This window comes from Exiguobacterium sp. s91, from assembly GCF_018618915.1.
Classification (GTDB): Bacteria; Bacillota; Bacilli; order Exiguobacteriales; family Exiguobacteriaceae; genus Exiguobacterium_A; species Exiguobacterium_A abrahamii.
On sequence record NZ_JACSMZ010000001.1, the window covers coordinates 404195 to 422900 of the forward strand.

Consider the following 18706-nt stretch of genomic DNA (forward strand, 5'->3'; position numbering starts at 1 on the left):
TAAAACGTTTCTTCTATAATAAGAAGTGGAGGAGGGGGAATTGATGGATCAACGCCAGGAACAGACGCAACAGATGACTTTATCGGCGTCACAACAGTATCAATTACATGTGCTTGAGCAACCAGCGGCAGAGCTCGAGGAGGAATGGCGACGGTTGAAACGACGATTGCATCGTCATTACCCGAATCAGGTTTCGCTAGAGGTCGAGCAGATGGCAGGACATTTGGCATCCTATGAAGACGAGCTTCTTGCACAAATACGTTTAGAATCAGTCAGACAGGAAATAGGATATATGGCGGAACAACTCATCGTGTATTTAGAAGCGGACGGTTTATTGCGGACGTCGGACGAGCAGCTCGCTGCATCCTTCTCGACCGATGTCGCAACGATTACAGAAGCACGGACACTCTTACAACAATGTGAACCAGTCGGCATCGCTGCCCGCTCGGAACGCGAGTGCCAATGGTTACAGGCGATCGAGCTTGACGACGCGGAATTGATCGGACTGACGGATCGGCTACGACATGAACCGGCGAGTCAGGTGTTCGCTCAGTTCAGTGAACAGGATCGAGCGCGGTTGCGAAAACGATTGACAAGGCTGAGCCGGACACCGGACCTTCCAAAAGAAGAACGATCGGTCATGGCAGAAGCGCGGATTCACCTGTTAGATGGAAAACTTCAAATCGACTGGATGACACTCGACACGGATCAGACGTGGCTCGGATTAAAAGAGGCAACGCCTTTTTTGCGCGCGTACGAAAGACGTCGCGTCACGATGCATGCCATCCTCTCGGTCTTGCTTGAGCGACAAGAACGCTGGTTCAAGGGAGAACTGCATCTCGAGCCACTGACGAAAAAACAAGTCGCTGAGGCAACGGGACATCATCCGTCAACGATTGGTCGAGCGATTGCTGAGAAGTATGTCGAGACGGTCCATGGTCTCGTTGCCCTAGAAGACTTGTTCGTCTCACGGACGACAACCGGAGATTCGAGTTTTTTGATTAAACGGCGGATCGCCGAATACATTCAACACAGCGATCGTCCGTTAAGTGATCAGCAATTGACGGATCGTCTGCAAGCAGACGGTCTGACAGTCGCGCGACGGACGGTCGCGAAGTACCGGGCAGCGCTTGGTTTAACGAAAAAAACGATGCAGCAAAGGAAGGCGCAATCAGAATGGGATTAAAACGACACAGACACTTAACACTCTATTCACGTCCGGGATGTACGCTATGTGAAGAGGCCGCCATCTTACTCGACTTCGTACTCGATGAGTTTCCGGAATGGACGTTCGAGGAAGTCAACATTGATCAGGATGAAGCGCTCAGTCTACGGTTCTTATATGAGATTCCGGTCGTCATGCATGACGAGGAAATCTGGAGTTATGGCAAATTCGAGACGGAAACGATAAGAAACCGCTTACTTCAAAAAACTTGAGAAACGAGACTTGCAAGGCGAGAAATGGACTGTTATGATAACGGTGTACCAAGTGGGACACGTTATGACATGCGGGACAGAAAGCGTCCAGCTACTTGAGAGGAGAGGGAAATACATGATTCGGCAGTTAGTCCAGATCCAAAAACGAATCGTGCCTGATCTGATCGAAGAAATGCAGACACGCTACGACATCCTTCATTACGTACGACTGATGCAACCGATCGGACGACGTACGCTTGCGACAAGCCTTGGCTTGACGGAACGCGTCTTACGGCGGGAAGTCGACTTCTTGAAGCAGCAAGACCTCCTAGAGGTCGCGACGCAAGGGATGTCCTTGACGGATGAAGGACGAAACGTTCTTCGCAGCATGCACAGCATCATGGGAGAACTCGCAGGGATCTCAGACATGGCGAAAGCCTTGAAAGAGAGACTCGGAGTACGGGACGTCGTCATCGTACCGGGTGATTCCGATGAGACCTTCTGGGTACAACGAGACATGGGGCGGGCGACCGTCGCACGACTCAAACGAGAGCTTTCTTCAGACCATCACAATACGATCGCTGTCACAGGCGGTACGACGATGGCTTCCGTCGCGGCGATGATGTCGCCAGACAAGGAACACCGTCCGATGACGTTCGTTCCGGCACGCGGAGGACTGGGAGAAACGCTCGAACTACAAGCGAACACAGTATGCTCACGGATGGCGTCACGCGCTCAAAGTGATTATCATCTGCTTCACATCCCAGACATGGTCAGCACAGAGACTTTCGTCAAGATGATCGAAGAGCCGAGCATAAAAAATGTACTTCAAATGATTAAAGGTGCTTCAATCGTGGTACATGGAATTGGTGAGGCGAAAACGATGGCAAAACGTCGTCGCGCGTCTGAGGATCTCCTGACCCGACTGGAACATGAACAGGCAGTAGCAGAAGCATTCGGATATTACTTCGACCGAGACGGGAACATCGTGCACCGGGTCAAGACGGTTGGTCTCCAACTGGCTGACTTGAAGCAAGTCGAACACGTCATCGTCGTCGCAGGTGGTCATTCGAAGGCAGAAGCGATCAACGCCTATGTCAAACAGTCGCCGGACATCATCCTGATCACGGATGAAGGCGCAGCAGCTTCGATTTTGAAAGGGTAACCCCCTTTTGAATAATAGATAACTCGCTTTACATTAAAAGGAGGAAAATTATCATGGCAGTAAAAGTTGGTATTAACGGATTTGGACGTATCGGACGTTTGGCACTTCGTCAAATTCTTCAATTCGATGGAATCGAAGTAGTCGCGATCAACGACCTTACAGACACTAAAATGCTTGCACACCTTCTCAAATATGATACGACTCAAGGTCGTTTCGACGGCGAAGTTGAAGTACACGACGGTTACTTCCTCGTCAACGGTAAAGAAATCAAAACACTTGCTAACCGCAACCCAGAAGAACTCCCATGGGGCGAGCTCGGTGTTGACATCGTTCTCGAATGTACTGGTTTCTTCACAGACAAAGAAAAAGCTGAGCTTCACTTGAAAGCTGGCGCTAAAAAAGTCGTTATCTCTGCACCTGCAACTGGCGACATGAAAACAGTCGTCTTCAACACGAACCACGAAATCCTTGACGGAACTGAAACAGTTATCTCTGGTGCTTCATGTACTACAAACTGTCTCGCGCCAATGGCTAAAGTTCTCCAAGATCAGTTCGGAATCGTTGAAGGTCTCATGACTACGATCCACGCTTACACTGGTGACCAAAACACACTCGACGCTCCACACCCTAAAGGTGACTTCCGTCGTGCACGTGCGGCAGCAGCAAACATCGTTCCAAACTCAACTGGTGCTGCAAAAGCAATCGGTCTCGTTCTTCCAGAACTTCAAGGTAAACTTGATGGATCTGCACAACGTGTACCAGTCGCTACAGGTTCACTCACTGAGCTCGTAACTGTACTCGACAAAAAAGTTTCTGTAGAAGAAGTTAACGCAGCAATGAAAGCAGCTGCTAACGAGTCTTACGGTTACACTGAAGACGAAATCGTTTCTTCTGACATCGTTGGTATCTCTTACGGATCACTCTTCGATGCAACACAAACTAAAGTCATGACAGTCGGCGACAAACAACTCGTTAAAACAGTTGCTTGGTATGACAACGAAATGTCTTACACTAGCCAACTCGTTCGTACACTCAAACACTTCGCAGAAATCGCTAAGTAATTCGAGCAATTAAATAGCAATTGAATAAGAGCGGAAACGATATCAGTCTCCGCTCTTATTGCGGAAAAAAGCGGGAGGGGCATTCGCCCCTCACTATACGTAAGAGACGGAGGACGAATGTATGAATAAGAAATCGATTCGCGACATCGATGTACAAGGAAAACGCGTATTTACACGCGTAGATTTCAACGTACCGTTGGAAGACGGTAAAATCACGGATGACACACGGATCCGTGCTGCACTCCCAACGATCAAACACTTGATCGACGGTGGAGCAAAAGTCATTCTCGCTAGCCACATGGGTCGTCCAAAAGGCGAAAAGAACCCTGAGTTCTCACTTGCACCAGTCGTAGCACGCCTCAGCGAATTGCTTGGTAAAGACATCAAGCTCGTTGAAGAAGCATACGGTCCAGTTGCAGAAGAAGCAGTCAGCAAACTCGAAAACGGCGATGTCGTCGTCTTAGAGAACGTCCGCTTCTACCCTGGTGAAACGAAAAACGACGAAGAGCTCGCTAAAGGATTCGCGAAACTCGCTGACGTCTTCGTCAACGACGCGTTCGGCGCAGCACACCGTGCACACGCATCGACAGAAGGTATCGCACACCATGTCGACACAGCAGTTGCCGGTCTTCTCATCGAAAAAGAACTTCAAGTTCTCGGTAAAGCTCTTTCTAACCCAGATCGCCCGTTCACGGCAATCATCGGTGGTTCGAAAGTTGCGGATAAAATCGGTGTCATCGATCACTTACTCGACATCGTCGATACGTTGATCATCGGTGGCGGCTTATCGTACACGTTCCTCACAGCTCGTGGTATCGAAGTCGGTACTTCACTTCTTGAGGTCGACAAAATCGACCAAGCGAAGGAATTCATGAAGAAAGCAGAAGAAAAAGGCGTTAAGTTCCTTATGCCAATCGACTGTGTCATCACGAAGGAATTCGGAGAAGAAACATATGTCGGACCACGTGACATCACAGAGATCCCAGCAGATCACATGTCACTTGATATCGGTCCAAAAACGGTTGAACTCTATGCAGAGGCAATCAAGAACTCGAAACTCGTCGTCTGGAACGGACCGATGGGCGTATTCGAACTCGATAAATACGCAAACGGTACAAAAGGTGTCGCGCAAGCTCTTGCGGACAGCGATGCGTACTCAATCATCGGCGGTGGCGACTCAGCTGCTGCGGCAGAGAAATTCGGTCTTGCTGACAAAATGAGCCACATCTCTACAGGTGGTGGAGCAAGTCTCGAATTCATGGAAGGGAAAGCTCTTCCTGGTGTCGAAGCGCTAAACGACAAGTAATCTAAGTTCACAAGGGAGTGTTTCTCAATGCGTAAACCAATTATCGCAGGTAACTGGAAGATGAATCTGACGCTCAAGGATGCAGTCGCATTCGTTGAGGAAGTCAAAGGAGCTGTACCTGCTTCGACGACAGTCGACGCAGCTGTGTGTGCGCCAGCAGTATTCTTGGCACACTTGACAGAAGCAGCAGCTGGTACGGATCTTAAGATCGGTGCTCAAAACATGTACGACAAAGAGAGCGGTGCGTTCACTGGTGAAATCAGCCCGCTCATGCTCAAAGAACTCGACGTGACGTACGTCATCCTCGGTCACTCTGAGCGTCGTGAGTACTTCGGCGAAACAGATGCGTTCATCAACAGCAAAGCGAAAAAAGCGTTCGAGCACGGTCTCGTTCCAATCGTTTGTGTAGGTGAAACACTGGAAGAGCGTGAAGGCGGCAAGTTCGAAGACGTCATCCGCGAACAGACAGCAAACAGCCTCAAAGGCCTTACTGTCGACCAAGTGAAAAATCTCGTCGTCGCTTACGAGCCTGTCTGGGCAATCGGAACAGGTAAATCAGCGACAGAACAAGATGCACAAGATTCTTGTAAATTCGTCCGTGACGTCGTTGCAGCTGAATTCGGTGCTGAAGCAGCAGAAGCTGTCCGCATCCAATACGGTGGTAGCGTCAAACCGGAAAACATCAAAGAATATATGGCTCAACCAGACATCGACGGCGCGCTCGTCGGCGGTGCAAGTCTTGAGACAGGATCGTTCCTCAAACTGTTGGAGGCGATTTAAATGAAAAAACGTCCAGTCGCACTGATCATCCTTGATGGTTTTGGTATGCGTGACGAGGAGTTCGGAAATGCCGTTACGGCGGCAAACAAACCGAACTTCGACCGTTACTGGGGTCAATACCCGCATACGTTGTTGAATGCGAAAGGCGAATACGTCGGTTTGCCTGAAGGTCAAATGGGGAACTCAGAAGTGGGTCACCTCAACATCGGTGCAGGTCGCGTCGTCTATCAATCGCTATCCCGAATCAACAACGCGGTCAAGGATCGCTCGTTCTTCTCGCGTCAAGCGATGAACGATGCGGCAGGTCACGTGAAGAAATACGGTTCAGCGCTTCATATCTTCGGTTTGGTCTCTGACGGTGGGATCCACAGTCACATCAACCACTTGTATGCGGTGCTCGAATTCGCGAAACTTCACGAAATCGAAAAAGTCTACCTCCATGCTTTCACGGACGGTCGTGACTGCGACCCACAATCGGGCGCTGGTTTCCTCCGTGACGCGCAAGCGAAGATGGATGAATTGAATGTTGGACAATTCGCGAGTATCTCTGGTCGCTATTATGCGATGGATCGCGATAACCGTTGGGAACGCGTCAAGAAAGTCTATGACGTCATCACGTTCGGTGAAGGTCCAACGACGAAGGATCCAATCGGCATGGTTGAAGCTTCGTACAAACAAGACGTAACGGATGAGTTCATCGAACCAACTGTTGTCGTGCAGGAAGACGGTACGCCAGTCGCACCGATCCACGATAACGATGCGATCGTGTTCTTCAACTATCGTCCTGACCGTGCGATTCAGCTTTCGAAAGTCTACAAAGAAAAAGGTGGCTTCAACGGTTTCGAAATTCCGGACAACGCACCGAAGAACCTGCTACTCGTCTCAATGACGAAGTACTCGGATGCGATTGATACGGACATCGTCTTCCCACCTGAAGACATCAAGAACACGCTTGGTGAGACATTGTCAAAACAAGGTCTCAAACAGCTACGCATCGCGGAAACGGAAAAGTATCCGCACGTCACGTTCTTCTTCAACGGACAACGTGAAGAACCATACGAAGGGGAAGATCGGATCTTGATCCCTTCACCAAAAGTCGCGACATACGACTTGAAACCGGAGATGAGCGTCTATGAAGTCACAGATGCCCTCGTCGACGCAATCAACTCGGACAAACACGACGCGATCATCCTCAACTTCGCTAACCCGGATATGGTCGGTCACTCGGGTATGCTCGAGCCGACGAAAAAGGCGATCGAAGCTGTCGATGAGTGTCTTGGGAAAGTCGTTGACTTGATTCTCAGCAAAGGCGGCGCGGCAGTCATCACGGCTGACCACGGGAACGCGGATAAAGTCCTCAATGCGGACGGCAGTAAGATGACGGCGCATACGACAGAACCCGTTCCATGTATCGTGACGGTCGAGGACGTTGAACTCCTTGAACCACTCACAGGTGCACTCGCTGATCTCGCACCAACGGTCCTTGATCTTCTCGGAGCGGACCAACCAGCAGAGATGACTGGTAAATCGATCGTATTGAAGAAATAATCCCGTCGATCGAAGTAGCTACACCACATATTTCTTACACACAAAAGGAGCGAATTTAAATGTCAATGATTACAGAGATTTACGCACGCGAGATTCTTGATTCACGCGGTAACCCAACAGTAGAAGTAGAAGTTTATACAGAAGATGGCGGTTTCGGTCGCGCACTCGTACCATCAGGTGCATCAACTGGTGAGCACGAAGCAGTCGAACTCCGTGATGGCGACAAAGCACGTTACCTCGGAAAAGGTGTTTTGAAAGCTGTTGACAACGTCAACGAAAAAATCGCACCAGAAATCATCGGTTACGATGTCTTCGACCAAGCTGGAATCGACAAAAAGATGATCGATCTCGACGGTACGAAAAACAAAGGTAACTTCGGTGCTAACGCAATCCTTGGTGTTTCTATGGCTGCTGCACGTGCTGCTGCTGATGAGCTTGGTCTTCCACTTTACACATACCTCGGTGGATTCAACGCGAAAACATTACCAACACCAATGATGAACATCATCAACGGTGGATCACACGCAGACAACAACGTGGACTTCCAAGAGTTCATGATCATGCCTGTCGGTGCTCCAACATTCAAAGAAGCACTTCGTATGGGTGCTGAAATCTTCCACGCGTTGAAATCAGTTCTTAGCGGAATGGGTCTTAACACAGCAGTTGGTGACGAGGGTGGATTCGCTCCAAACTTGAAATCAAACGAAGAAGCAATCACAGTTATCCTTGAAGCAATCGAAAAAGCTGGCTACAAAGCAGGCGAAGATGTTTACCTTGCAATGGACGTCGCTTCTTCTGAGTTCTACGATAAAGCAGCTGGAACATACAACCTCGCTGGCGAAGGCAAAGTCCTCTCAACAGAAGAGCTTGTTGAATTCTACGCACAACTCGTTGACAAATACCCAATCATCTCAATCGAAGATGGCTGTGACGAAAACGACTGGGATGGTCACAAACTTCTTACAGATCGTATCGGACACAAAGTCCAACTCGTTGGGGATGACTTGTTCGTAACGAACACTGAGAAACTTGCTGAAGGTATCGAAAAAGGCATCGCTAACTCGATCCTCATCAAAGTTAACCAAATCGGTACGTTGACTGAAACATTCGACGCAATCGAAATGGCTAAAAAAGCTGGTTACACAGCTGTCGTTTCTCACCGTTCTGGTGAAACTGAAGATTCAACGATCGCTGACATCGCTGTTGCGACAAACGCTGGTCAAATCAAAACTGGTTCACTTTCACGTACAGACCGTATCGCGAAATACAACCAACTTCTCCGCATCGAAGACATGCTTTCAGACGTTGCTGTCTACGACGGAATCAAATCATTCTACAACCTCAAGAAGTAATTTCAGGTTGATCGTTTGAACAAGCTATAAGGAAAACCTCCTATTCGTGTGATACGTACACGCGGATAGGAGGTTTTTTGTATATCAAGCAATGTCAAACCAAAAAGTCGCTTTTGTCATCAAAACTATATTGAACTGTCAAAAAATTGATTCATCCTAGTAGATGACTAAAATGTTATACTCATAAATAAGTGCAAATTAAATTCATCCTAGTAGATGACTAAAATGTTATACTCATAAATAAGTGCAAATTAAATAGTTATAGGCATTAATTACATCTTGCTCGATGAAGATGACAAATACGTCTAAAGGAGATACGATCATGCTAAATTCAGATTTAGATATCCGTTTAGAACCACGCATTCAAGAGTTATATCGACTACACAAGGAGCGTTCAGCTAATATTGACTGGAGCTACCACGAGTTCATTCCGTGGGATAAGGCGATGTCGTTCAAACGCGTTCCTTGGGACGAAAGCCAAGTCACGCTTCCGGAAGGTGTCATCGTCGCAATCGAGACGGCATTACTGACAGAAGTCAACCTACCGTGGTACACGTCGCACTTAGACTATACATTCAAGAACTCGATGGAAGTCATCAATGACTTCGTTCGGACATGGACAGCAGAAGAAGATCAGCACTCGAACTTACTCGAGACGTATTTACTCGTCACGCGAAACGTCAATCCAACGCGACTTCATCAATTAAGAAGACGCGTCGTTGAAAACGGCTGGTTCCCAGACTTCACGAATCCGTTAGCGACAATGGCATATACGTCACTGCAAGAGTTAGCGACACTCGTCTTTTATAACAATGTCGCGAAAATCGCAGGGGCGCACGACAAGGACTTAGCAACGCTACTCCGTCGTCTAGCGAAGGACGAAGCGCTCCATTATGCGTTCTATCGTGACACGGTCAAAGCACACCTAGAGCTTGACCCGAACTTCATCGTCTTCTTCGAAGACGTCATCATCAACTTCTCGATGCCAGGTGCTGTCATGCCGGACTTCACGGAACGCATGAAGACGATTGCCGTCGATACGAACTATGGACCACTCCAATACTTCGACCAAGTATTAGACGTCGTCGTCAAATTCTGGGGCATCGCCGATTTAGAACCGACAACTGACGAAGCGAAACAATCTCAAGCGAACATCATGAAGTATCACGGACGTTTGAAGCGCATCAAGGAACGTCAGGAACGCCAACTCGAAAAAGCGAAGCTTGACGCGTAAGGGGGAATGAAGATGAAGTGTGAAATCTGTGGAACTGAAACGAACAACCAAGTCAGTTACTTGGAACTCGACACGTGGGAATTCAACTCATTGAACAAAGAAGCAAAAGATTTTTATCCAATCTGTTTTGATTGCTTCGACAAGCATACGAATCAGTTCATCGATCAGGAGATGGATCTCGAATTACGTAAAAAACGTTCGCAAATGGTCAACAAAGAAGTAGAAGCTGAAATCGAAGCGATTCTTGAGGTTGAGAATTAAGTCGTCTTCTTCATAGAAATAAAACCGTTAGGGCTTCGGCTCTATCGGTTTTTTGTTATATTTAAAAAAGCAGTTATCTCTTGCTTCACATATTTTGTGAAAGAAGAAATAGCTGCTTTTAACATGAAGTCAGTCTTCGATGAATGTAACGAGATAATGATGAGCAGAATGAAGCGGTGCACGGGTCACGAAAAAGTCCGGGAGATCGACATCGATTCCCAATTCGCGTAGTGTATCGGGATCCAAACATTCCTGAATCAAACGTTTGATGTCTTGTAACAGTTCATCGTGCAAGTTCGCTTCCTTCGGAAAGGCACGTTTCGCGTCATCGCGCAACAATAGCACGATAGGTGGTAGACCTCGTAAGAGATCGACCTGAAGGGGTTGCTGATGACGTTCGAAATAATCATTCAGACAACTGACGACCCTCATCGAGTGTTCTTCTTTCATCCGATCCCAACTCTCTGTATGTGACTGTAACTCTCTAGCTATTCCCTAATTGAAGCGAGGATATGCAGGGAAACTGGAAATCCAGCATTACGAGGACGCTGTTCGGGGTAGAACTAGAGGGAAGGGGGAATCGACATGCTATTTCGGTTTTTGTTTTTAGGGCTTGATACGTCGATTGGTGACATCCCGTTGCGCCTCATCTATTTTACGGAACTCATACTATTCATCGGTTTGTATCAAATCACGAGCCGGTTTTCACGTCAGAGTCTGATTTTGGGAACGGCACTCGGAATTGGCGGACTGATTGCCATCTTACCCGGTGCGCTCTATATCATCCGTTATAATCCGGAGGATGCCGTCATCGATGTCACGTTCCTATTGATTTATTTGTTTGAGCCGCTAGCAATCATTGCGTTCGTTGTTGCTTTGATTCGACGTTTGTATACAGAGAAGAAAAATAAAAAGAATCAAAGCGAAGATATTCATTGATTTTCCGCCCAAGACGTCGCTTTCCGCGGACGGAAGGCAAGTCTCCTTGTCGTGTGTGCTCCTGTGGGGTCTTGCCTATTGCGCTCTTCCCGCAGGAGTTTCCGTCTTTTTCGGAAATCAACAATCTAACCTAACGTGCTACTGAGAGGACAAGAAATACACCGTAAGATGGCGTGACGCTGTCTTGCGGTGTATTTGCGTATGCATCCAAATACTTTCTTTCAATAGTGTAAGGGAGAGTAACTGGAAGAATATTCTATAATAGAGGGAGAGCGAAATCAGATCTTAGTTGGTTTCGTAAGATCCTGATGATTATAGGAGTGAGTTTCGTGCATAAAGTGTTGTTTGGTTTATCTGTCTTAAATAGTCTCTATATTACTAATAACTTATTTACGTATTCCGATAGTTTTTTAAATGCACCTCTGGGCATCACGACTGTTATTGCCGTGACATTGATGTATCTAAACGATAGCGCAAAAAAAGATAAACCATCGTTATACACAAAAGCGACGGATGGGTTAGGATTCATTAATATTCTGATTGGTCTCTCGCTGATCGTCTTTATTTAAGGATGATTCAGAACGTTCAAGTGCATGATTATACGGAATTACCGTAAGTCTGATGCCGCGTCAGGCTTCTTTTTTATGGTCCAATCTACGAGTTCAAAAAAAATAAAATATATTTTATATAAAAAAGATTGATGTGTAACCGGTTACACAATATGATGATTCTTGTAAGCGTTATCAAAAGAAAGAGGTGGCGAAACATGTCGACCATCCGGGAAGTAGCGAAAGCGGCACATGTCTCCGTCGCGACGGTCTCACGCGTCATGAACGAAAAGGGTTATGTTAGTGAGAAATCGCGTAAGGCGGTGCTTCAGGCAATCAAACAATTGGATTATCGACCGAACCGGGTCGCACGATCGTTGTTCCAAAAACGATCCGGATTGATCGGTTTGATCGTTCCAGACATCACGAACCCATTCTTCCCACAACTCGCACGGGCTGTGGAAGATATGGCACATCAACATGGTTTTCAGGTCATTTTGTGTAACACAGACGAACAGTTTCAGAAAGAACGCGAATATATCAAGTCACTCGAGGCGATGCATGTCGACGGATTGATCATCACGACGAACTACTCGAACAATCCGAACTATGAAGAACTCGAAGTGCCGGTCGTAGCGTTAGACCGTGTGTTACAAGGAGCGATTCCGACGGTGACCTCAAACGGATACGAAGGCGGGAAGAAGGCAGCATCATTTTTACTTGCATCTGGTGCGACGGAACTGGCCGTCATCAGCGGGCCATCGAAACTCCCGACGATCAAGAAACGACGAGACGGCTTTGAGGAAGTCGCCGGAACCCACCTCGTCGCAAGCATCGAGTCACCGTTCCACTTTCAAGGGGCGCTCGATGCCGCGAATTATCTGTTTGATCACTATCATTGCAACGGGATCTTTGCCGCGAGTGATGTCATTGCCGCAGCAACGGTGCAGGTCGCTGCGGAACGCGGGATCACGATTCCGGACGAGCTACAAGTGATCGGCTATGACGGGATCGAACTCGGACAAATGATTTCACCACCGTTGACGACGATTGCGCAGCCAATCTATCAAATGGGGGAGCTAGCGGCGAAACTCTTGATTCAGCGGATCGAAGGCACACCGATTGCCGCCGTTCATCATGAGTTGACGGTTGAGATCATCGAACGGGAAACGACGAAACGGAAGGATGAGGAAGTATGAAACAAATCAGTGTCATCGGCAGTATCTCGATGGATCTCGTCGTCGAAAGTAAACGCCGTCCAAGTGCAGGCGAAACGGTCATCGGGGATGCCTTTCATACCGTACCGGGCGGAAAGGGTGCGAACCAAGCGGTGGCAGTCGCGCGTCTCGGCAGTACCGTCGAAATGATTGGTTGCGTTGGCAGTGACGCAAACGGTGAAGCGATCCGCGAAAACTTCAAAAGGCAAGGGGTACAGACGACACACTTACAAACGATTGAAGGCGAACGGACGGGAACGGCACATATTACGCTCGCTGAAGGCGACAATTCGATCGTTGTTGTTCAATCTGCCAATCAACATGTGCAATTTGCAGATGACACACTCGCACCGATTCTTGCAGATAGTGAAATCATCTTACTCCAGCTCGAGATTCCAATTGAAACGGTAGAGACCGTTGCTCGCGAAGCACATGCAGTCGGCATTCCAGTCGTCTTGAATCCAGCACCGGCGATGTCACTCAGTCCGGAATTGATTGAACACGTCACGTACTTAACGCCAAACGAACATGAATGTGGTTTGATCTTCGGACAAGACCAGCCGATCGAACATTGGCTCATGGAATACCCGAATAAACTGATTGTGACCGAAGGCAGTCGTGGGGCACGCTTCTACGATGGTGAGTCGATCGTGACGATTCCAGCAATCGAGACGACCGTCGTCGATACGACAGGAGCAGGGGATACGTTCAACGGTGCCTTAGCCGTCGCGTTAACGGAAGGACAACCGCTCGTTGAGGCAATTCGTTTCGCGAACCGGGCAGCCGGCTTATCCATTCGTGCGCTCGGCGCTCAAGGCGGCATGCCGACACGGAAACAGATGGAGGGAGACGCATGAAGAAGCACGGTATCTTAAACAGTCATATCAGCAAAGTCCTGACTGATCTCGGTCATACCGATACGATCGTCATCGCCGATTGCGGCTTACCGATTCCAGACGGAGTCGCCCGAATTGATTTAGCACTGGAGCTCGGTACACCATCATTCCTCGACGTCGTCCGTGTCGTCGCCAGTGACATGGCGATTGAACAGCTGACACTGGCAACAGAGATCAAGGAAGCGAATCCGGACGTCCTCGAGCAACTAGAAGCCATGCAGATCGAAACGACGTTCGTCTCGCATGAAGAATTCAAGAAACAGACACAGCAGGCGAAGGTCATCATCCGGACCGGAGAAGCGACACCGTACGCAAATGTCATCTTCCATTCCGGCGTAATCTTTTAAGGGGGTCATGCGATGCGTATCGAGATGACAGGTATCAAAAAAGCATTCGGTCCTGTTCCCGTCCTGAAAGGTGTCGATTTCGAACTCGCTGCGGGTGAGATTCATGCCTTGATGGGAGAGAACGGTGCCGGGAAATCGACGCTGATGAAGATTTTGACCGGTGTCCATAAAGCAGACGCAGGTACGATCCGCGTCGATGGACAGGACGTCGAATATAAGAATCCGAAGCTTGCCGAAGAGGCGGGGATCGCCTTCATCCACCAGGAGCTGAACATCCTCCCGGATTTGACGGTGACGGAGAACTTGTTCCTCGGACGGGAGCTGAAGTCACGCTTCGGGATTCTCAAGCAAGGAGAGATGAAGCGGCAGGCAGAACGTGAACTCGCGGAATTGAACGTCTTCATGGATGTCGATCAACTTGCCCGGACGTTATCGGTCGGTCAACAACAGATGATCGAGATCGCAAAAGCTCTAATGACGGACGCGAAGGTCATCATCATGGATGAACCGACAGCGGCACTGACAGAGCGGGAAATTCGCGCCTTATTTAGCGTCGCGACGGCACTTCGCAACCAAGGTGTCTCAATCGTCTATATCTCACACCGGATGGAGGAAATCTTCGAGCTTTGTGACCGAATCACGGTCTTACGGGACGGGATCTCCGTCTCGACGCACGCGATTCCCGAGACATCGTTCGAACAGATCGTCCGAGAGATGGTCGGTCGTGAGATGGGTGAACGGTATCCGGACCGTGATGTGTCGATCGGTGCAACTGTTCTTGAGGTCAAACAGGCGAGCGGAAAACGGTTCGACGATGTCTCGTTCTCCGTCAAAGCAGGCGAAATTATCGGCTTCTCTGGTTTGATGGGTGCGGGGCGGACGGAAGTCATGCGCGGATTGTTCGGGGTCGATCGCCTGAAAGATGGGACGATCGAACTGAACGGACAGTCGCTGAAGATCAAGACACCGTATGATGCGATCCGCCAAGGCATCGGCTTTTTGACCGAGGACCGTAAAGGCGAAGGCTTGTTCCTCGACTTTTCACTACGTGAGAACATCACGTTGCCAACGATTCGTTCGTTATCAAGATCCGGTGTCATTAAGGATCAGGCAGAACGCGATTTTGCAGAAGGATACTTGAAGTCGCTCTCGGTCCGCCACAGCTCAATGGACCAGCCGGCGAAGTCACTGTCCGGTGGGAACCAACAGAAGGTCGTCCTCGCAAAGTGGCTCGGGACACAACCAAAAGTCTTGATACTCGACGAACCGACACGTGGTGTCGACGTCGGGGCGAAGAAAGAGATTTACCTCATCATGAACGAACTCGCTGCGGCGGGTGTCGCGATCATCATGGTCAGCTCGGACCTCCCGGAGATTCTCGGGATGAGCGACCGGGTCTACGTCATGCGCGAAGGCAAGATGAGCGGCATGTTGACACGACAGGAAGCGACGCAAGAAAGCATCATGACACTTGCGACAGGAGGACAATGATATGGAATTGATGCAAGGCAAGGTAACGGAAGCAAAACCGAGACGTCTTGGGATCGGACAAAAGCTTGGACCACTCGCAGGATTGTTCGCGATCGTCCTCGTCGTCTCGATCATGGAACCGGACTTTTTAACACTGAATAATCTATTTAACATCTTACGGCAAGTCTCGATCAATGCCTTGATTGCCTTCGGAATGACGTTCGTCATTCTGACGGGTGGGATTGATTTATCGGTCGGCTCGATTCTCGCGCTCTCGTCCGCCTTCGTCGCGGGTCTGATGACGGATGGAACGTCAGCGTTGATTGCTGTTCTGGCTGGTCTGATCGTCGGAGCCGTCATGGGTGCCTTGAACGGGATGGTCATCTCACTCGGAAAAGTCGCACCGTTCATCGCGACACTTGCGACGATGACGATCTTCCGCGGCTTGACGCTCGTCTATACGGACGGGAAACCGATCACCGGTCTAAGCCAAGGTGGCTGGTTCGAATTGTTCGGACGCGGTTACTTCTGGATCTTCCCGGTACCGGTTCTAACGATGTTGATCGCCTTCGCGGTTCTCTACTTCATCTTGAAGAAGACGACGTTCGGTCGCTATACGTATGCGATCGGCGGCAATGAAGAAGCAGCGAAGTTGATGGGGATTCAAGTCAATAAAGTCAAAATCATGATCTACTCACTCTCAGGCTTGATGGCAGCACTTGCCGGAATCATCCTGACGTCTCGTCTGAACTCGGCACAGCCGACGGCGGGGACATCGTACGAACTCGACGCCATCGCAGCAGTCGTCCTTGGTGGGACGAGCTTGTCAGGTGGTCGTGGCTGGATTGTCGGTACCTTGATTGGTGCCTTGATCATCGGAACACTGAACAATGGTCTCAACTTGCTTGGTGTCTCCTCGTTCTTCCAACTCGTCGTCAAAGGTTTGGTCATTTTGTTCGCGGTACTCGCGGATCGGAAACAAGCAGCATAACCCACACTCAAAAAGGAGGATTTACAGATGAAAAAATTACTTGCAGTCGTCATGATGGCATTAATGGTCTTCGCAGCCGCCTGTTCGACGGAACAGCCAGGCAGCAGCAACGGTGATACGAAGAAGAAGACGAAGGACTTCAAGATCGGTCTTTCGATTTCAACCCTCAATAACCCATTCTTCGTCTCGTTAAAAGAAGGGGCAGAACAAGAAGCAAAAGCACAAGGCGCAACACTTCAAGTCGCAGATGCACAAGATGATGCAGCAAAACAAGCAAGCGATATCGAAGACATGGTTCAAAAGAAAGTCGATCTCATTTTGATCAACCCAACGGATTCAGCAGCAGTTGGTGCAGCCGTCCAAACAGCAAACGATGCAAACATCCCCGTCATCACGGTTGACCGGAACGCAGAAGCAGGCGACGTCGTCGCACACATCGCGTCAGATAATGTCGCGGGTGGGAAACAAGCAGGTGAGTACATGATCGAACTCGTCGGCGATAAAGCAAAAGTCGTGGAGCTCGAAGGAATTCCAGGAGCATCCGCAACACGCGACCGTGGTAAAGGGTTCCATGAAGCAGTCGACGGTAAACTTGACGTCGTCGCAAAACAAGCAGCAAACTTCGACCGGGCAAAAGGCTTGTCGGTCATGGAGAACATCCTCCAGAACAACAAAGACATCAAAGCCGTCTTCGCGCACAACGATGAAATGGCACTCGGTGCGGTTGAAGCATTAAAAGCAGCAGGTCTGAACGATGTTAAAGTCATCGGCTTCGATGCAACGGATGATGCCGTCAAAGCTGTCAAAGACGGAAAAATGGCAGGAACGATCGCTCAAAAACCGACGGAGATCGGGAAGATGGGTGTCGAAACAGCGATTAAGCACTTAAAAGGTGAAACAGTCGAGAAGAACATCCCAGTCGATCTCGAATTGATCAAACAATAAGGAGACGAGACACCTGAGTCGACGATTCAGGTGTCTCTTTTCGTCAGGTGGAGCAGGCAGGAAAAAGTTCCTAAATCTATTCCTTGTTCCCGTACTTGTTTTTCTCTATAATGAAAGAAGCGTATATTACTGAAGGAGGATCATCGATGATCATTCATAACGTGGCTCTTGTCGGCCTCATCGTCGTTTCCGTTCTTCTCATCATCGTCGTTCTATTGATGTCGGGTCGTACGACCGGACTCGGAGCATTGACGGGTGGAGCAGAACAATTATTTGGTCGCCAAAAAGCTCGTGGCTTGGATGCGGTCCTAAATCGTGTGGCGTCTATCTTAGGGGCATTACTCTTCATCTTGGCGTTACTCGTCGCTTTTTATAAGTGAGCATTGAAACGACAGCCGTATGATCGCGCTGTCGTTTTTTGTATTTCTCGATATTCATTTTTTCCGGATATGGGGTATAGAGTTAGAGGGGGAATCATTTTATGAAAATCACTTTACCAAAACCATTCTTTTTCGAAGCCGGCCCACGTGCCGTTTTACTATTGCACGGATTCACGGGATCGAGCGCGGATGTCCGCATCCTCGGTCGCTATTTACAGAAGCAGGGCTATACGTCCCTCGCACCACAATATAAAGGGCACGCTGCCCCACCCGAAGAGCTGACGAAGACCGGGCCAGCCGACTGGTGGCAGGATGTCCTTGCCGGATATCAGGAACTTGTCGATAAAGGTTATGACGAAATCGCCGTTTGCGGACTGTCGCTCGGTGGAGTCATGTCGTTGAAGTTATCGATGAACCGTCCGGTCAAAGCGGTCATCCCGATGTGTGCACCCGCCTACATCAAAAGTGAAGAAGTCATGTATGCAGGAGTCACCGAGTACGCACGAGAATTCAAGAAGCGAGAAGGCAAATCACAAGAAGAGATCGACCACGAGATGGCGTCCTTCGAACCGATGCCGACCTTGAAGGACTTACAGGAACTGCTGCGCGAGACACGCGATTCGCTCGAGGACGTCTACGCACCGACGCTTGTCGTCCAAGCGCGCAACGATCACATGATCAACACCGACTCCGCGAACATCATCCATGATGGAGTCAGTGCCTTCCAAAAAGAGCTGATCTGGTATGAGAACTCAGGTCACGTCATTACGCTCGACAAAGAAAAAGACCAGCTCCACTCTGACATCTTGGACTTCCTGGAGTCATTGAACTGGAGCAAGTAACTGGAGGT

21 protein-coding genes are annotated in these 18706 nt (G+C 49.0%); 20 read left to right on the plus strand and 1 reads right to left on the minus strand.

Translation table 11 applies throughout. The features are described from left to right. The first annotated feature begins 43 nt into the window (after positions 1 to 43). From KNQ06_RS01980 to KNQ06_RS02025, 10 genes are all read left to right on the plus strand, one after another. Positions 44 to 1186: an RNA polymerase factor sigma-54 gene (locus KNQ06_RS01980; protein WP_215083692.1), complete on the plus strand. Its 1143-nt coding sequence runs from the start codon at positions 44 to 46 to the stop codon at positions 1184 to 1186. After that, on the plus strand, positions 1177 to 1437 hold the full coding sequence (locus KNQ06_RS01985) for a glutaredoxin family protein (RefSeq protein ID WP_023469219.1): 261 nt from the start codon (positions 1177 to 1179) through the stop codon (positions 1435 to 1437). Before KNQ06_RS01980 ends, KNQ06_RS01985 begins: the two co-directional genes overlap by 10 nt. Positions 1438 to 1552: 115 nt before the next feature. Beyond that, positions 1553 to 2581 (plus strand): sugar-binding transcriptional regulator, encoded by a 1029-nt coding sequence (locus tag KNQ06_RS01990; protein ID WP_023469218.1) that lies wholly within the window; start codon positions 1553 to 1555, stop codon positions 2579 to 2581. A gap of 53 nt (positions 2582 to 2634) precedes the next feature. Continuing rightward, positions 2635 to 3642: a type I glyceraldehyde-3-phosphate dehydrogenase gene (gap, locus tag KNQ06_RS01995; protein WP_023469217.1), complete on the plus strand. Its 1008-nt coding sequence runs from the start codon at positions 2635 to 2637 to the stop codon at positions 3640 to 3642. 121 nt (positions 3643 to 3763) lie between these two features. After that, positions 3764 to 4948 carry a phosphoglycerate kinase gene (locus tag KNQ06_RS02000; RefSeq protein ID WP_035396304.1) on the plus strand — a complete coding sequence of 395 codons (1185 nt, stop codon included), beginning with the start codon at positions 3764 to 3766 and terminating at the stop codon, positions 4946 to 4948. Between the two features lie 27 nt (positions 4949 to 4975). Then, positions 4976 to 5728 (plus strand): triose-phosphate isomerase, encoded by a 753-nt coding sequence (gene tpiA, locus KNQ06_RS02005; protein ID WP_023469215.1) that lies wholly within the window; start codon positions 4976 to 4978, stop codon positions 5726 to 5728. Continuing rightward, positions 5729 to 7276, plus strand: a complete 1548-nt coding sequence (gpmI, locus tag KNQ06_RS02010; protein ID WP_133207684.1) for a 2,3-bisphosphoglycerate-independent phosphoglycerate mutase — start codon at positions 5729 to 5731, stop codon at positions 7274 to 7276. A 59-nt stretch (positions 7277 to 7335) separates the two neighbouring features. Further along, the gene (gene eno, locus KNQ06_RS02015; RefSeq protein ID WP_023469213.1) at positions 7336 to 8628 is read left to right on the plus strand and encodes a phosphopyruvate hydratase; all 1293 of its coding nucleotides are present in this window, start codon (positions 7336 to 7338) and stop codon (positions 8626 to 8628) included. 322 nt (positions 8629 to 8950) lie between these two features. Beyond that, on the plus strand, positions 8951 to 9862 hold the full coding sequence (locus KNQ06_RS02020; protein ID WP_215083695.1) for an acyl-ACP desaturase: 912 nt from the start codon (positions 8951 to 8953) through the stop codon (positions 9860 to 9862). 12 nt (positions 9863 to 9874) lie between these two features. Continuing rightward, positions 9875 to 10123, plus strand: coding sequence for a hypothetical protein (locus KNQ06_RS02025; protein WP_230088506.1), 249 nt, complete (start codon positions 9875 to 9877; stop codon positions 10121 to 10123). Between the two features lie 129 nt (positions 10124 to 10252). Here the strand turns inward: KNQ06_RS02025 and KNQ06_RS02030 are convergent, their stop codons facing one another. Then, on the minus strand, positions 10253 to 10573 hold the full coding sequence (locus KNQ06_RS02030; RefSeq protein ID WP_023469210.1) for a hypothetical protein: 321 nt from the start codon (positions 10571 to 10573) through the stop codon (positions 10253 to 10255). A 135-nt stretch (positions 10574 to 10708) separates the two neighbouring features. On the opposite strand from KNQ06_RS02030, the gene KNQ06_RS02035 reads away from it, so the two are divergent. The 10 genes from KNQ06_RS02035 (at position 10709) to KNQ06_RS02080 (ending at position 18698) form a co-directional block, all read left to right on the plus strand. Further along, positions 10709 to 11062: a hypothetical protein gene (locus tag KNQ06_RS02035; protein ID WP_058264670.1), complete on the plus strand. Its 354-nt coding sequence runs from the start codon at positions 10709 to 10711 to the stop codon at positions 11060 to 11062. A 329-nt stretch (positions 11063 to 11391) separates the two neighbouring features. Next, complete coding sequence (locus KNQ06_RS02040) at positions 11392 to 11631, plus strand: hypothetical protein (RefSeq protein WP_215147238.1); 240 nt, start codon at positions 11392 to 11394, stop codon at positions 11629 to 11631. Positions 11632 to 11828: 197 nt separating this feature from the next. Continuing rightward, a complete protein-coding gene (locus KNQ06_RS02045) occupies positions 11829 to 12809 on the plus strand; it encodes a LacI family DNA-binding transcriptional regulator (RefSeq protein WP_215147239.1) in 981 nt (326 codons plus the stop codon). After that, on the plus strand, positions 12806 to 13684 hold the full coding sequence (gene rbsK / locus KNQ06_RS02050) for a ribokinase (RefSeq protein WP_215147241.1): 879 nt from the start codon (positions 12806 to 12808) through the stop codon (positions 13682 to 13684). Before KNQ06_RS02045 ends, rbsK begins: the two co-directional genes overlap by 4 nt. Next, positions 13681 to 14070 (plus strand): D-ribose pyranase, encoded by a 390-nt coding sequence (rbsD, locus tag KNQ06_RS02055; protein WP_215147243.1) that lies wholly within the window; start codon positions 13681 to 13683, stop codon positions 14068 to 14070. Before rbsK ends, rbsD begins: the two co-directional genes overlap by 4 nt. 12 nt (positions 14071 to 14082) lie before the next feature. After that, the gene (locus tag KNQ06_RS02060) at positions 14083 to 15561 is read left to right on the plus strand and encodes a sugar ABC transporter ATP-binding protein (protein ID WP_215147244.1); all 1479 of its coding nucleotides are present in this window, start codon (positions 14083 to 14085) and stop codon (positions 15559 to 15561) included. 1 nt (position 15562) lies between these two features. After that, positions 15563 to 16531 carry a ribose ABC transporter permease gene (gene rbsC, locus KNQ06_RS02065; RefSeq protein WP_050678685.1) on the plus strand — a complete coding sequence of 323 codons (969 nt, stop codon included), beginning with the start codon at positions 15563 to 15565 and terminating at the stop codon, positions 16529 to 16531. Positions 16532 to 16558: 27 nt separating this feature from the next. Next, positions 16559 to 17476 (plus strand): ribose ABC transporter substrate-binding protein RbsB, encoded by a 918-nt coding sequence (rbsB, locus tag KNQ06_RS02070; protein ID WP_035396322.1) that lies wholly within the window; start codon positions 16559 to 16561, stop codon positions 17474 to 17476. Positions 17477 to 17622: 146 nt separating this feature from the next. Next, positions 17623 to 17856 (plus strand): preprotein translocase subunit SecG, encoded by a 234-nt coding sequence (secG, locus tag KNQ06_RS02075; RefSeq protein WP_023469201.1) that lies wholly within the window; start codon positions 17623 to 17625, stop codon positions 17854 to 17856. Positions 17857 to 17957: 101 nt separating this feature from the next. After that, positions 17958 to 18698 (plus strand): alpha/beta hydrolase, encoded by a 741-nt coding sequence (locus KNQ06_RS02080; protein ID WP_023469200.1) that lies wholly within the window; start codon positions 17958 to 17960, stop codon positions 18696 to 18698. Positions 18699 to 18706 lie beyond the last annotated feature (8 nt).